The organism is Herbidospora daliensis (genome assembly GCF_001570585.1).
Classification (GTDB): domain Bacteria; phylum Actinomycetota; class Actinomycetes; order Streptosporangiales; family Streptosporangiaceae; genus Herbidospora; species Herbidospora daliensis.
In genome coordinates, this window is the sequence record NZ_BBXF01000001.1 from 180,294 (window position 1) to 197,113 (window position 16,820).

The following is a 16,820-nucleotide window of genomic DNA, read 5'->3' on the forward strand; positions in this document are numbered from 1 at the left end:
TCGCCAGGTCGCCGGTACGGTACATGCGCTGCCCGGCGTCGAAGGGCGAGGCCACGAACCGTTCGGCGGTCAGAGCGGCCCGGGAGACATACCCCCGCGCCAGACCGGCCCCCGCCACGTACAGCTCCCCGGTCACGCCGGGCGGAAGCGGCTGAAGGTCCTCACCCAGGACATAGGCGCGGCCGTTGGCGATCGGCGTGCCGATGACCGGCTCGTCTCCCGGTTCGAGCGGCGGCGACATCGACGCGCACACCGTGGTCTCGGTCGGACCGTAGGCGTTGACGAACCGCCGTCCCGCCGACCACCTGGCCGCCAGACCCGCGTCGATCGCCTCACCGGCCGAGACGAGGGTGGTCACCGAGGCCAGATCCTCCTCCCGGAGGGTGCCGAGCACGGCCGGCGGCAGCGTCGCGTGCGTCACCCCCGACAGATCACCCGCCAGCACCTCGTCGGTCGACGTCATGACCAGCGTCGCGCCCGAGCACACCGCCATCACGATCTCCGACACCGCCGCGTCGAACCCGATCGAGGCGAACTGCAACACCCGCGAACCCGGCCTGACGGCGAAGTGCGCCATCTGGGCCACGGCCAGGTTGACCAGACCCCCGTGCTGAACCGCGACGCCCTTGGGCGTCCCGGTCGAACCCGAGGTGTAGATCACATACGCCAGCCCATCAGGAACAGGGTCGCCGTCGACCGGCGTGTCCGGGCTCATGGCCACCAAGGGATGGTCGATGGCCACCAGCCTGACCCGGCCCGCCGGAAGGTCCCCGAGCACCTCGTCGGTGCCCAACACCAGCTGGGCTCGGCTGTCGGCCAGCATGAACGCGATCCGCTCCACCGGCAGCCGCACGTCCAGCGGCAGGAACGCCGCACCCGCCTTCCAGACGCCGAGGATCGCCGCCACCAGATCGGCGCCACGCGGGAAACACAACCCGACCACCGACTCCGCGCCCACCCCCGCACCACGCAGATAATTCGCCACCCGGTTCGCGCGGGCGTCCAGCTCGGCATAGGTGAGCGAACCGGCCACCGCGACCGCGCCGGGAGCCTCGACCACCCGGCGCTCGAACAACTCGACCACCGTCGAGGCCGGGACCTCGGCCGCCGTGGAGTTCCAGCCGGTGACGACGTGCTCGCGTTCACCGGCGTCCAGCAGGTCGACGGCGTGCAGGCGGGTCGCCGGGGACGCGGTCACCTGTTCGAGCACGCGCCCGAACCAGCCCATGAGCCGTGCCACGGTCGCGGCCTCGAAGAGGTCGGCCGAGCCGGTCAGCGTGCCGCGCAGCCCGGCCGGACGCCCCTGCTCGTCGAACGTCTCCCCGATCATCACCTCGAGGTCGCACTTGACCGGCGCGAGCCCCGCCCCGTCCGCCGCGGGCGCCGTCCCCGGCCGCACGCCGGGCATCCCCATCCCCGCCCGCTCGACGTTGTGCAACGTCAGGATCGCCTGGACCAGGGGATGCCGGGCCAGCGACCTGACGGGCGCGAGCTCCTCCACGAGCCGCTCGAACGGCACGTCCTGATGCTCCAGCGCCCCCAGGCTCACCTCACGGACCCGCGCCAGCACCTCGCGGAACTCCGGATCACCCGACAGATCGGTCCGGATGACCAGCGTGTTCACGAAGAACCCGACCAGATCGTCGAGCGCCTCGTCGGTCCGCCCCGCCACCCCCGACCCGATCGCGACGTCGATCCCGGCGCCGAGCCGGGACAGCGTCACCGCCAGCGCCGCCTGCAGCGCCATGAACACCGTCACGCCCTCGGCCCGCGCCACGTCCAGGAGACGCCGGTGGACCTCGGCGGGAACGTGCAGGTCGGTGGCGTGCCCCAGATGACTGGGCGCGGCCGGGCGCGGCCGGTCGACGGGCAGCGCCAGTTCCTCGGGCAGCCCGGCCAGGGTCTCCCGCCAGTAGCCGACCTGCTCCGCCAGCAGTTCCTCACCGAGCAGGTCGCGCTGCCAGAGGGCGTAGTCGGCGTACTGGACCGGCAGCGGCGACCACTCGGGCGCGCGGCCCGCGAGCCGGGCGGTGTACGCCGCCGAGAGGTCCCGGCCGAGAGGCGTCAGCGACCAGCCGTCGCCGGCGATGTGGTGGATGACGACGACGAGGGTCCGCCCGCCCAGGAGCCAGGCCCGGATCGGCACCTCGTTCGCCAAGTCGAAGGTGTACGAGGTCGCCCCGTCCCCCGAGTCCTCCAGCTGGAGCGCCCAGTCGAGGTCGTCCAGGTCGAGCACGTGCTGGTAGGGCTCGCCGTCCACCGACGGGAAGACCGTGCGCAACGCCTCGTGGCGGCCGATCACGTCCCGCAGCGCGGCGTTCAGCGCGGTCGCGTCCACGTCTTCGGCGAGCCGGAGGACGACGGGCACGTTGAACGTCGGGCTGGGCCCTTCGAGCCGCTCCAGGAACCACAACCGCCGCTGGGCGAACGACAGCGGCACCCGCTCCGGCCGCACGGCGGCGCGCAGCGGCGGACGGGCGGGGCCGGCGCCGATCTCGGTGAACCGGGCGGCCAGGCCGGCCGGGGTGGGCGTCTCGAACAGGACCTTCAGCGGCACCTCGACGCCGAGCGCGGCGCGGATGCGGGAGGCCAGCCGGACCGCGAGCAGCGAGTGGCCGCCCAGCCCGAAGAAGTCGTCGTCGGCGCCGACGTGGTCGAGGCCGAGGACACCGGCGAACGCCTCGCAGAGCCGCCTCTCCTGGATGGTGGCGGGGGCGCGCCCGGTCCCCGCGGGGAGCTCAGGATCGGGCAGCGCCCTCCGGTCGAGCTTCCCGTTGGAGGTGAGCGGGAGGGCGTCCAGGGAGACGAAGACGGCCGGGACCATGTAGTCGGGCAGCCGCTCGGCCGCGAACTCCCGCAGGCCCTCGGTCCCGCCGACGACATAGGCGATCAGGCGGTCGTCCCTGGCCAGGACCGCGGCCTGTGAGACGTCCGGGTGTCTCAGGAGAACGGATTCGACCTCGCCGGGCTCGACCCGGAAACCCCGCACCTTCACCTGTTCGTCGGCCCGGCCCAGGTAAACCAGCCGCCCGTCGGCGGTCCATCGGGCCAGGTCGCCGGTACGGTACATGCGCTCCCCCGCCTCGATCGGCGAGGCCGTGAAACGTTCGGCCGTCAGGCCGGGGCGGCCGCTGTAACCGCGGGCGAGTCCGGCCCCGGCGACGTACAACTCCCCGATCACGCCGACGGGGACGGGCTGGAGGGCGTCGTTCAGCACGTACAGGCGGGTGTTGGCGATGGGCCGCCCGATGGGCACCAGACCTTCGAGGGGCTCACCCGCGCGGATCTCATGGACCGCGCAGCCGACCACGGTCTCGGTGGGGCCGTACTCGTTGACGACGACGGTGTCGGGGGCGGCCGTCAGGAGCCGCGCCACGTCGGCCGGGGGCAGCGCCGCGCCGCCGACGATCCAGCGGCGGGCCGCGCCCGCGATCCGGGCTGCGGGCACCGTCTCCGCGAGGATCGGCAGGTGGGCCGGCACGACCTTGACCAGGTCGAATCCCTCGTGCCGGGAAAGCAGACCGGCCAGCCCGTCGGGGCCGCCGGTCGGGTCGGCCACGACGGTCGCCCCGGCCGCGAGCGGCACCAGGAGACTGGTCACGGTCAGGTCGAACGCGGGCGAGGAGAACAGCGGTGCGCCGCCCCGGCCCACCTCGTAGGCGTCGGCGGCCCAGGCCACGTAGTTGGCCAACCCGCCGTGGGTGACCGCGACGCCCTTGGGCGTGCCGGTCGATCCTGAGGTGTACATGACGTAGGCGAGGTCGTGCGGGTGCGCGCGCGGTACGGGCTGATCGTCGACCGGAGGCAGGTCGGCGACGGCCACGCCCCCGTCGCCGAGCAGCACCGAGGCGCCGCTGTCGGCCAGCAGGAACGCGGTTCGCTCAGCCGGGTCGGCGAGGTCGATCGGCAGGTACGCCGCCCGCGCCCGCCACACGCCGAGCACCGCCGCGACGAGGTCGGCCCCGCGCGGCAGGCGGACGCCGACGACGTCGCCCCGGCCCACCCCGAGGCCGGTCAGCAGCCCGGCGACCCGTTCGGCGCGCTCGTCGAGGTCGGCGTAGGTGAGGGTCCGGGTCTCGTGGACGACGGCGGTCGCGTCCGGCGTGCGGACGGCACGGCCCCGGATCATCTCCGGCACGGTGGCGGCGGGCGGCGGGGCGGCCGTGTCGTTCCACGCCCGCAGGACGAGATGCCGCTCGTCCTCCTCGACCACGTCGACCCGGCTCACCCGCAACGCGGGGTCGCCGGCGACCAGGTCCAGGACCCGCCGCCACGCACGTCCGATCCGCCCGGCGGTCGCGGCGTCGAACAGGTCGTCCGAGGCGATCACCGACCCCCGCATTCCCGAGGGCCCCCGCTCGTCGAGCGTCTCGTAGACCGCCACCTCCAGGTCGAACTTCGCGGGCACCATGCTGAGCCTGACTGCGTCGTCGCCGCCCCCGCGCGGGCTCTGCTGCACGCTCAGGGACACCTGGAAGAGCGGGTGCCGCGCCGTCGACCGGGCCGGGGCGAGCTCGGCGACCAGCTTCTCGAACGGCACGTCCTGGTTGTCGAGCGCTTCGAGGGTGCGCTCCCGCACGCGGCGCAGCACCTCGCGGAAGTCGGGGTCGCCGCCCAGGTCGGTGCGGATCACCAGGGTGTTGACGAAGAAGCCGACCATGTCATGGAGCGCCTCGTCGGTCCGGCCCGCGACGACGGCGCCGATCGGCAGGTCGGCGCCGGCGCCGAGCCGCGACAGCGTCACCGCCAGCGCCGCCTGCAGCACCATGAAGGTGGTCGCCCCTTCGGCGCGGGCCAGCTCCGCCAGCCGCCCATGGGTCTCGGCCGGCACGTGGAACGGCACCTCATGGCCGCGGTGCCCGGCCGTCGCCGGGCGCGGCCGGTCGGCGGGCAGCGTCAGCTCCTCGGGAATCCCGGCGAGTGCCCGCCGCCAGTAGCCGACCTGGACCGACAGCAGGCTCTCCGGGTCGGACTCGTCGCCCAGCAGTTCGCGTTGCCAGAGCGCGTAGTCGGAGTAGCGCACCGGCAGCGGCTCCCACTCCGGCGCCCGGCCGCGCGCCCGCGCCGCGTACGCCGCCGACACGTCCCGCGCGAGCGGCGTCAGCGACCACCCGTCGGCGGCGATGTGGTGCACGACGAGCACGAGCACCCGCTCGCCCGACCCGGCCCGCAGCAGCCACGCCCGGAAGGGCGCCTCGGCCGCCACGTCGAAGGTGTGCCACACCAGCCGGTCGGCCGCCGCGGCGAGGTCGCCGTCCGGGACGTCGCGCACCTCCAGCGCCCAGTCCAGGTCCGCCATGTCCAGCACCCGCTGATGGGGCTCGCCGTCCACGGCCGGGAACACCGTGCGCAGCGACTCGTGGCGGGTCATCACGTCGCGCAGGGCGGCGCCGAGGGCCACCGCGTCCACGTCGCCCGGCACCGGCACGATCACCGGGATGTTGTAGGTCGGGCTCGGTCCCTCCATCTGGCCGAGGAACCACAACCGGCTCTGCGCGTACGACAGCGGAATCATCACGGGGTCTCCTTACGCATCGGGCGCAACGCCGGACGTGCCGACTTCTGGGTCCCAAGGGCCGCTGCGAGCAGCGCCGGGGTCGGTGCCTCGAACAGCATTCGGATCTTGACCTCCACGCTGAACTCGGCCCGGATCCGCGACAGCAGCCGGATCGCGAGCAGCGAGTGCCCGCCGAGGTGGAAGAAGTCGTCGTCGACCCCGACCGACTCGCGGCCGAGGACGTGCGCGAACACCGCGCACAGCGCCGCCTCCCGCTCGTCGGCGGGCTCCCTCCGGACGACGGGGCGATCGGGCTCGGGGAGGGCCCGGCGGTCGAGCTTGCCCGAGGCGGTCAACGGGAGCTCGTCCAACGTGACGAAGGCGGCGGGGACCATGTAGGCGGGCAGGCGCTCGGCGGCGAACTCCCGCAGCCCCTCGGTCTGGCCGACGACATAGGCGATCAGGCGGTCATCCCTGGCCAGGACCGCAGCCTGTGAAACATCCGGACATCTCAGCAGAACGGATTCGACCTCACCGGGCTCGACCCGGAACCCGCGCACCTTGACCTGGTCATCGGCCCGGCCCAGGTACACGAGTCGCCCGTCTGGGGTCCACCTCGCCAAGTCGCCGGTACGGTACATGCGCTCCCCCGCCGCAAAGGGCGAGGCCACGAACCGTTCGGCGGTCAGAGCGGGCCGGGAGACATACCCCCGCGCCAGACCGGCCCCCGCCACATAGAGCTCCCCGGCCACCCCGGGCGGGAGCGGGCTGAGAGCCTCATCCAGCACATACAGATGCGTGTTGGCGATCGGGGTGCCAAGCTCGACGTCGGCGGTAAGTTCCGCAGTGGTCACGCCGATGGTCGTCTCGGTCGGCCCGTAGTGGTTGAAGACGCGCCGGCCCGTGGCCACCAGCTCGGCCACCCACTCCGCCGAGGCCGCTTCCCCACCCAGGACCAGCGAATCGGCCGGCATCAACCGCTCGACCCCCACAACCGAGGTCAGCGCCGCCAGATGCGAAGGCACCGCCTTGAACGCGTCGATCCGATGCTCGGCCAGATACGCCGCCACCAGTTCGGGATCGGTGACAGCCTGTTCATCCAAAACGTGCAACACGCCGCCGGTCGCCAGGCTGATGAACACCACCGTGTTCCCCAGATCGGTCACCTGAGGCTGAAGCAGCGCATACCGGGTACCCGGCTCACTCCAACCCAGCCGGGCCGACACCGACGCGACGTAGTTGGCCAACCCCGCCTGAGTGACCGCCACCCCCTTCGGAGTCCCGGTCGAACCAGAAGTGAAGATCACATAAGCCAGATCGCCGTCACCTTCAGTCAGGTCCCCGGCCCCGGCTTCGGCCTCTACCTCAGGAAGGTCGGACAGGTCGTCCAGCACCATCTCCACTCCGGCGTCGGCCAGCATCGCCTCCACCCGCGAGACGGGCAGATCGGGATCGATCGGCAGATACGCGGCGCCGACCTTCCACACACCCAGAATCGCCGCGATCATGTCCGCGCCACGCGGCAACCGCAACCCCACCACCGTCGCACCCGCCACCCGGGCCGCGACCCTCCGGGCGCACTCGTCGAGTTGCCGATAGGTCAGCTCACGGCCGCCGGCGACCACGGCCACCGCGTCCGGACGCAGCGCCACCTGCCGCTCGAACAGCCGCAGCACCGGCTCCGCCGCCACGTCGGACGCGGTGTCGTTCCAGGTGCTCAGGAGCGCACGGACCTCGTCGCCGAGCACGTCCACCGAGCTCAGGGCCGGGTCGGGGGCGCCGTCCAGGGTCTCGGCCAGGGCGGCGGCCACGTTCGCCGCCGCCACGCACATCAGCCGCCCGACCTCGCGCCCGTCCGTCTTCCCCGAGGTCAGGACGCTCAGGCTGAGCCCGGCCGGGCCCCGGTCGTTCACGGACACGGTCAACGGGTAGCTGTTCTGGACCCGCGAGTAGACGTTGCGCACCCCGTCGATCGACACCCGCCGGTCGGCGGCGTCGGCCTCCGTCCCGCCGATGTGCCGGTAGTTGAACAACGAGGTGAACAGCGGCGTGTTGCCCTCCAGGCCCGCCGCCTGCTGAGCCAGGGCCAGCGGCGCGTGCTCGTGTTCCAGCAGACCGGCCAGCTGAGCCCGCATCCCCTCCACGGCCTCCCGGACACCGGCACGACCCGAACGCACCCGCACCGGAAGGGTGTTGATAAAAGGCCCCACCACCCGATCCGAACCCTCACCCGCGTTCATCCGCCCGAACAACACCGTCCCGAACACCACGTCGTCGCGGCCCGACACCACTGACACCACCCGCGCCCACGCCACATGCATGATCGTCGCCACGCTCACGCCGAGGTCCCGCGCCGCAGCGCGGAGCACGGCGGTCGTCTCGGCCGGGATCGGGACCTGTTCGGCGACGACGTCGCCGCCGTCGCCGTGCACGTCGGTCAGGCCGTAGGGGGCCGTGGTCTCGGTGACGCCGTCGAGCAGGTCGGCGAAGAAGCGTTCGTGCTCCTCGCGGGAGACCCCGCCGCGAGCCTGGGCGACGAAGTTGCGGAACGGGAGGGCCGGGGCGAGTTCGCCGCCGCCTTCGAGGACCGTCCAGAGCTCCTGGACCAGCACGTCCATGCCCTGGTGGTCGGAGACCATGTGGTGCATCCTGACCAGCCCCAGCCAGCGGCCGTCGGCCGAGGGTGCGACGTGGAGGTCCATCAGGGGCGCCCGGCTGAGGTCCATGCCCGGCCCGGCCGCCGCGAGCAGGGCCTCCACCGGCTCCCCGGTCAGCGTGTGCTCGGTCACCGGCAGGGAGGCCCGCCGCCACACGACCTGGACCGGCTCACGCAGCCCTTCCCACACCACGCCCGTCCGGTAGACGTCGTGGCGGTCGACGACCTGCTGAAGTGCGGCGGCGAAGGCGTCGAGCCGGGACCGCGTGTCGAACTCCAGCATCTGGACGGTCACGTAGGCGTCCACGCCGTCTCCGGCGAGAAGGTGGTGGAAGAGCATGCCCTCCTGGAGGGGGGCCAGCGGATAGACGTCCTTGACGTTGGCCGCGCCGCCCTCGGCCGAGGCGACGACCCGGTCCAGCTCCGCCTCCGTCAGGTCGACCAGCGGGAGCATGTCGGGCGTGATGGTCTCCGCGCCGTCGGGGATGCGGTTGGCGGGCACCTCGACCGTCTCGGCTCCCGCCGTGCGCGCCAGCCGGGCCGGGGTCGGCGACTCGAACAGCGCCCGGACCGACACCGAGACGCCGTGCGCCCGCAACTCCTCGACGAGGGAGACGGCCAGCAGGGAGTGGCCGCCGAGCTGGAAGAAGTCGTCGTCGACGCCGACCGTCTTCAGGCCCAGGATCCGGGCGAACGCCGCGCACAGCAGCTCTTCCTGCGCGGTCTCCGGGCCGCGTCCCCCGCCTGAGGTGTATTCGGGGGCGGGCAGGGCGCGGCGGTCGAGCTTGCCGTTGGGGGTGAGCGGCAGCTCGTCGAGCACGACGAACGCCGCGGGGACCATGTAGTCGGGCAGCCGCTCGGCCGTGAACTCCCGCAGGCCCTCGGTCTCGCCGATGACATAGGCGACCAGGCTGCTGTCACGGGCGACGACGACGGCCTGCGAAACGGCCGGATGCCTGAGCAGGACGGCGGCGACCTCGCCGGGCTCGACCCGGAACCCGCGCACCTTGACCTGCTCGTCGGCCCGGCCCAGGAAGACAAGCTGACCGTCCCGGGTCCACTTCGCCAGGTCGCCGGTACGGTACATGCGCTCCCCCGCCGCAAAGGGCGAGGCCACGAACCGTTCGGCGGTGAGTGCGGGGCGGCGGAGGTAACCCCGCGCGAGGGGTGTGCCGGCGACGTACAGTTCCCCGGTCACGCCGGGCGGGAGCGGCTGAAGGTCCTCCCCCAGGACGTAGGCGCGGCCGTTGGCGATCGGCGTACCAATGACCGGCTCGTCCCCCGGTTCGAGCGGCGGCGACATCGACGCGCACACCGTGGTCTCGGTCGGGCCGTAGGCGTTGACGAACCGCCGCCCCGCCGACCACCTGGCCGTCAGACCCGCGTCGATCGCCTCACCCGCCGACACGAGGGTGGTCACCGAGGCCAGATCCTCCTCCCGCAGGGTGCCCAGCACCGCGGGCGGCAGCGTCGCGTGCGTCACCCCCGACAGATCACCCGCCAGCACCTCGTCGGTCGACGTCATGACCAGCGTCGCGCCCGAGCACAACGCCATCACGATCTCCGACACCGCCGCGTCGAACCCGATCGACGCGAACTGCAACACCCGCGAACCCGGCGTCACCACGAAATGGTCCATCTGCGCGACAGCCAGGTTGACCAGCCCGGAGTGCTGAACCACGACACCCTTGGGCGTCCCGGTCGAACCCGAGGTGTAGATCACATACGCCGATCCCCGTGGATCGACGTCCCCCTCCACCGGAGTGGCCGGGCCCATGGCCAGCAGAGGATGGTCGATGGCCACCAGCCTGACCCGGCCCGCCGGAAGGTCCCCGAGCACCTCGTCGGTGCCCAACACGAGCTGGGCGCGGCTGTCGGCCAGCATGAACGCGATCCGCTCCACCGGCAGCCCCGCGTCCAGCGGCAGGAACGCCGCACCCGCCTTCCACACGCCGAGGATCGCCGCCACCAGATCGGCCTCACGCGGGAAACACAACCCCACCACCGACTCCGCGCCCACCCCCGCACCACGCAGATAATTCGCCACCTGATTGGCGCGGGCGTCCAGCTCGGCATAGGTGAGCGAACCCGCCACCGCGACCGCGCCGGGAGCCTCGACCACCCGGCGCTCGAACAACTCGACCACCGTCGAGGCCGACACCTCGGCCGCCGTGGAGTTCCAGCCGGTGACGACGTGCTCGCGTTCACCGGCGTCCAGCACGTCCACCTCGTGGAGCCGGACGTCCGGCCGGGAGGTCACCGTGTCGAGCACCCGCCCCCAGCGCCGGATCAGGCTCTCGGCCGTGGCGGCGGAGAACAGGTCGGCGGAGGCCGTCAACGAGCCGCGCAGCCCGGCCGGACGCCCCTGCTCGTCGAACGTTTCCCCGACCATCACTTCGAGATCGGCCTGTATGGGCGCGAGCTCCGCCCCGTCCACGACGATCGCGGACTCCCGCCGGACCCCCGGCAGCTCCAGCCCGGCCCGTTCGGTGTTCTGCAGCGTGAGGATGACCTGGACGAGCGGATGCCGGGCCAGCGACCTGACGGGCGCGAGCTCCTCCACGAGCCGCTCGAACGGCACGTCCTGGTGCCCGAGCGCTTCGAGGCTCACCTCACGGACCCGCGCCAGCACCTCGCGGAACTCCGGATCACCCGACAGATCGGTCCGGATGACCAGCGTGTTCACGAAGAACCCGACCAGATCGTCGAGCGCCTCGTCGGTCCGCCCCGCCACCCCCGACCCGATCGGGATGTCGGTGCCCGCGCCGAGCCGGGACAACGTCACCGCCAGCGCCGCCTGGACGACCATGAACACCGTCACGCCCTCGGCCCGCGCCAGCTCGGTCAGCCGCCGGTGGGTCTCCGCCGGCAGCCTGACCGGGAGCCGGTGCCCGACGTGGCTCAGGGTCGCCGGACGCGGCCGGTCGACCGGAAGCACCAGCTCCTCGGGCAGCCCCGCCAGGGTCTCCCGCCAGTAGCCGACCTGCTCCGCGAGCTCCCCGCCGAGGAGGTCGTGCTGCCAGAGGGCGTAGTCGGCGTACTGGACCGGCAGCGGCGCCCACTCGGGGGCCCGGCCCTCGACGCGGGCCGCGTAGGCCGTGGACAGGTCACGGGCGAGCGGCGCCGACGACCAGCCGTCACCGGCGATGTGGTGGATGACGACGACGAGGGTCCGCCCCTGGAAGAGCCAGGCCCGGATCGGCACCTCGTTCGCCAGGTCGAACGTGCAGGCGTCCGCCAGGGCCGTGTCCTCCGAGTCCTCCAGCTGGAGCGCCCAGTCGAGCTCGTCCAGGTCGAGCACGTGCTGGTAGGGCTCGCCGTCCACCGACGGGAAGACCGTGCGCAACGCCTCATGGCGGCCGATCACGTCCCGCAGCGCCGCGTTCAGCGCGGCCACGTCCAGATCGCCGGCGAGATGGACGGGCATCGGGATGTTGTAGGTCGTGTTCGGCCCCTCAAGCTGATCGAGGAACCACAACCGTCTCTGCGCGAACGACAGCGGCGGCCGCTCGGGCCGCTCCCCCGCCACGAGCGGTGCGCGCGTCCGTCCGGTGGCGGTGGTCACGATCCCCGCCAGCCCGGCCGGGGTCGGCGACTCGAACAGCGCCCGCAGCGGCACCTCGACCCCGAGGACGGTCCTGATGCGGGAGACGAGCCGCGCGGCGAGCAGGGAGTGCCCGCCCAGGTCGAAGAAGCCGTCGTCGACCCCCACGGACTCCAGGCCCAGGACCTGCGCGAACGCGGCGCAGAGAATCTCCTCCTGGACGGTGGCGGGCGCCCTGCCGGAACCGGTGACGTGCTCGGGTTCGGGCAGCGCCCGGCGGTCGAGCTTCCCGTTCGGCGTGAGGGGGAGCTCCTCCAGCGTGACGAAGGCGGCCGGGACCATGTAGTCGGGCAGCCGCTCGGCGGCGAACTCCCGCAGGCCCTCCGCCTGGCCCACCACATAAGCGACCAAACGGTCCTCGCGGGCGACCACGGCAGCTTGCGCGACCTCCGGATGCCTCAGCAGAACAGCGGCGACCTCACCGGGCTCGACGCGGAACCCGCGGATCTTCACCTGGTCGTCGGCGCGACCCTGGAAAACCAGCCGGCCGTCCGGGGTCCACTTCGCCAGGTCGCCGGTGCGGTACATGCGCTGACCGGCGTCGAAAGGCGAAGCCACGAACCGTTCGGCGGTCATACCCGGCCTGGCGACATACCCCCGCGCCAGACCCAGCCCGGCGACATACACCTCTCCCGCCACACCGGGCGGAACCGGCGCGAGCCGGTCATCAAGCAGGTACAGCCGGGAGTTGGCGATCGGCCGCCCGAACGAGATCGGCCCCTCCTCGCCGGCGTCGACCTCACCGGCCGCGACGATCACCGTGGCCTCAGTCGGCCCGTAGGCATGGACCAGCCGCCGGCCCTGAGCCCAGCGGCGGGCGACGGACTCGGTGATGCCTTCCGCGCCGACCACGATCGGGCCGATGTGCGAGAAATCGGCCGGGTCCAGCACGTTCAGCAGGGAGGGAACCACGCTGGCTGCCCCAACCGAGGTCAGCTCCCGTAGCAGCTCGGGCTGGGCCCGCCTGCCCTCATCGGCGACGACCAGCGTCGACCCGGTCGCCAGCGCTACGACGACGTCCAGCACCGAGGCGTCGAACCCGAACGACGCGAACTGCAACAACCCCACACCCGGCCCCGCACCCAGAACCGGCCCGAACACCTCCACCAGGTTGACCAATCCGCGGTGACTGACCGCCACCCCCTTCGGAGCCCCCGTCGAACCCGAGGTATAGATCACATACGCCAGCGAATCCGGCTCCACCCGGACACCCGACAACCCGCCGCCGCCCGAAAGGCCCGCCTCATCCCCGCTCCCCGCAAAGGGATCCCCGCTCCTCGCAGAGGAATCCCCGCTCCCCGCAAAGGGATCCCCGCTCCCCGCAGAGGGCGGAGCCGCGGGATCCCCCGTGCCCGCGAGAACGATCTCCATCCCGGCCGGGACCAGGTGGCGGGTTTCGGGACTGGCCAGCACGCACGCCACCCCGGCGTCGGCCAGCACCGCACCCACCCGCTCAGCCGGATTACCAGGATCAACCGGCAGATACGCCGCACCCGCCTTCCACACCCCCACGATCGCGACGATCACCTCCGCACCACGCGGCAGGCACACACCCACGATCGACTCCGGACCGACACCCACCGCGAGCAACCGCCGGGCCAGCCGGTCCGACCGAAGATCCAGTTCCCCGTAGGTCAGCTCACCGTCCACGGCGAACGCATCAGGGGCCTGCCGGGTGATCAGGTCCACGATGCTCGAAGAGGGCACCTCGCGCGCCGTGTCGTTCCAGCCCCGCAGGACCCGCTCCCGCTCCCCCTCCTCCAGCACGTCCACCGCGTGAACCCGCACGTCAGGGTCGGCCGTCACTCGTTCCAGCACCCGCAGGAACCGGTCGACCAGGCTCTCGGTCGTGGTGGCGTCGAACAGGTCGGTCGCCGCGGTCACCGAGCCGCGCAGGCCGGCGGGCCGTCCCTCGTCGTCGAAGGTCTCCGCCAGGGCCAGGTCCAGGTCGAACTTGGCCGCCGCGACGCCGCCGCCCACACCGGCCCCGCCGACCGTGACGCCCGGGAGCTCCACCCCGGCCCGCTCGACGTTCTGCAACGTCAGCGCGACCTGGAACAGGGGATGCCGCGCCAGCGACCGGGTGGGCGCCAGGCTCTCGACCAGCCGCTCGAAGGGCACGTCCTGGTGCGCCAGCGCTCCCAGGCTCGCCTCCCTGACCCGGTGGAGGACATCCGCGAAGGCGGGGTCGCCCGACAGGTCGGCCCGGACGACCAGGGTGTTCACGAAGAAGCCGACCAGGCCGTCGAGCGCCTCGTCGGTCCGCCCGGCCACGACCGTGCCGATCGGGATGTCGGTCCCGGCGCCCAGACGCGACAACGTCACCGCCAGCGCCGCCTGCAGGGCCATGAACACCGTCGCGCCCTCGGCGCGGGCCAGCGAGGCCAGCCGTTCGTGCACGTCGGCGTGGACGCGCACCGACACCGTGTGACCGGCGTGGCTGCTCACCGGAGGGCGCGGGCGATCCGCGGGCAGGGTCAGCTCCTCGGGGGCGCCGGCCAGGGTCTCGCGCCAGTAGGAGATCTGGGCGGCGAGTTCGGCCTCGCCCAGCAGGTCGTGCTGCCAGAGGGCGTAGTCGGCGTACTGGACGGGGAGCGGTTCGAAACGCGGCGCCACGCCGGTGACACGCGACGCGTAGGCGGTGGACAGGTCGCGGCCGAACGGGCCCATCGACCAGCCGTCGCCCGCGATGTGGTGGATCACCACGACGAGGATCCGGCCGCCGAACAACCACGCCCGGATCGGGACCTCGTCGCCCAGGTCGAAGGTGTGGGAGGTGGCCGCGGCGACGTCCCCCGAATCCGTCGCTTCGAGGGCCCAGTCGAGGTCGCCGAGGTCCAGGACCCGCTGGTACGGCTCGCCGTCCACCGACGGGAAGACGGTGCGCAGCGACTCGTGCCGGCCGATCACGTCGCGCAGGGCCGCGTTCAGCGCGGCCACGTCCAGGTCGCCGGTCAGGCGGGCCACGAGCGGGATGTTGTAGGTCGCGTTCGGGCCCTCGATCTGGTCGAGGAACCAGAGCCGCCGCTGGGCGAACGACAGCGGGATCCGCTCGGGGCGGGCCGCCGCCCGTACGGGCGGGCGGGCGGTGCCCGAACCCGGCAGCCGGGCGGCCAGCCCGGCCGCGGTCGGCGTCTCGAACAGGGCGCGGAGGGGAAGTTCGACGCCGAGCAGGGTCCGGATGCGGGACACCAGGCGTGCGGCGAGGAGCGAGTGGCCGCCGAGCCGGAAGAAGTCGTCGTCGACGCCGACCGACTTGCGGCCGAGGACGTCGGCGAACGCACCGGCCACGATCTCCTCGCCGGGCGTCGCCGGGCGGCGTCCGGCCGTGGTGGTGAACGCGGGCGCGGGCAGGGCGCGGCGGTCGAGCTTGCCGTTGACGGTCAGCGGGAGCCGGTCGAGCAGGACGACGGCCGACGGCACCGCGTAGGCGGGCAGCCTTCCGGCGAGGTGGTCCCGCAGCTCGGAGGGGAGGTCGTCGCGGGGGCTCTCCGGCACCACGTAGGCGACCAGGTGGCCGTCGCGGGCGACGACGGCGGCCGACACGACGTCGGCCGATGTCAGGAGGGCGGCCTCGACCTCGCCGGGCTCGACGCGGAAGCCGCGGATCTTCACCTGGTCGTCCGCGCGCCCGAGGAAGGCGAGCCGGCCGTCGGCGGTCCACTTCACCCGGTCGCCGGTACGGTACATGCGCTCGCCGGGCTCTTCGGGGCAGGCGACGAAGCGTTCGGCGGTGAAGGCCGGGCGGCCGACGTAGCCGCGGGCCAGGCCGGCGCCGGTGACGTAGAGCTCTCCGGGCACGCCGGCCGGGACGGGCCGCAGGTGCCCGTCGAGGACGTGCACGCCGCCGTTGGCGACCGGGCGGCCGATGGAGACGCCGCCGTCGAGACCGTCGGGGCCGACCGGGCCCGTGGTGGTGAAGACGGTGCACTCGGTCGGGCCGTACACGTTGGTGAGCACGGTCCCGGGCAGTTCGGCCAGCACGCGGGCGCAGTGGGCGGGCGACAGCACGTCGCCGCCGGCCCAGATCTCCCGCAGTCCGGCGAGCGCGCCGACGTCCCCGTCGACGACCTCGTGGAACAGGCCGGCGGTCAGCCAGGCGGTGGTGACGCCGAAGGCGCCCATGAAGTCGCGCAGCTCGGCGGGGGACGCCTCGCCGGTCGGCGGGATCGCCAGGGTGGCGCCGTTGAGCAGCGCGCCCCAGACCTCCAGCGTGGCGGCGTCGAACGACACCGAGGCCAGCTGGCTGACGACGTCGCCGGGGGTGACGTCCACGTGCCGGGCGACCCGGTCGACGCCCTGGTGGAGGATGACGGCGCCCTTCGGAACGCCGGTCGAGCCCGAGGTGTAGACGACGTGGGCCGGATGCCCGGGGAGCAGGTTCCGGGCGGGCGGGCCGGCGGGCGCGGCGAGCACGGCCGGATCGCCGAGCGTCACGACCGGCAGCCCGAAGTCCTCTGTGGGCGCGTCGGCGATCACCGCGACCGCGCCGGAGTCGCGCAGCATCAGGGCGACCCGTTCGGCCGGGTAGGCCGTGTTGACGGGCACGTACGCGCCCCCGGCCTTGAGCACCCCGAGCCAGGCCGCCACGACCCCGGGCCCGCCCGCCACCGCCACGCCGACGGCCGACTCCGGCCCCACTCCGAGGCCGACGAGGTGGTGGGCCAGCCGGTTGGCCTGTTCGTCCAGGTCCCGGTACGTCGTCGCGAAGCCCGGCCCGACCAGGGCGAGGGCGTCGGGGGTGCGGGCGGCCTGCGCCTCGAACCGGTCGGGGACCGTCTCCGGACCGCCGGCGAGGGGTCCGCGGCTCCAGTCGCGGGCGATGCGCTCGCGCTCGCCGGGGTCGGCGACGTCGACCCGGCTGAGCCGGACGCCGAGGTCGCCGGTCATCGTCTCCAGCACGTGCAGCCACGCCCGTACGACCCGCTCGACGGTCGCGGGGTCGAACAGGTCGGCCGCGCCCACGATCACCCCGCGCACCCCGGCGGGGGCTCCGCGGGGGTCGGTGACCTCGTCGACGAGCACGTCGAGGTCGAACTTGACCGCCGCAGTGCCGCCGGCGG

At 73.2% G+C, this 16,820-nt stretch carries 2 protein-coding genes (both cut by a window edge); both read right to left on the reverse strand.

All coding sequences use genetic code 11. The annotated features are described in order from the left end of the window. A protein-coding gene (locus AW274_RS42515; RefSeq protein ID WP_269750539.1) for a non-ribosomal peptide synthase/polyketide synthase crosses the window boundary here: on the reverse strand, window positions 1–5,515 show its 5' portion. It extends 20,027 nt beyond the left edge of the window; only the first 5,515 of its 25,542 coding nucleotides appear in the window; its start codon is at window positions 5,513–5,515; its stop codon lies off the left edge, out of view. Further along, a protein-coding gene (locus AW274_RS00700; RefSeq protein ID WP_062428309.1) for a non-ribosomal peptide synthetase crosses the window boundary here: on the reverse strand, window positions 5,515–16,820 show its end. 22,690 nt of this gene lie beyond the right edge of the window; the window shows 11,306 of its 33,996 coding nt (coding positions 22,691–33,996); its start codon lies beyond the right edge, outside the window; it ends in the stop codon at window positions 5,515–5,517. The genes AW274_RS42515 and AW274_RS00700 overlap by 1 nt, the downstream gene beginning before the upstream one ends.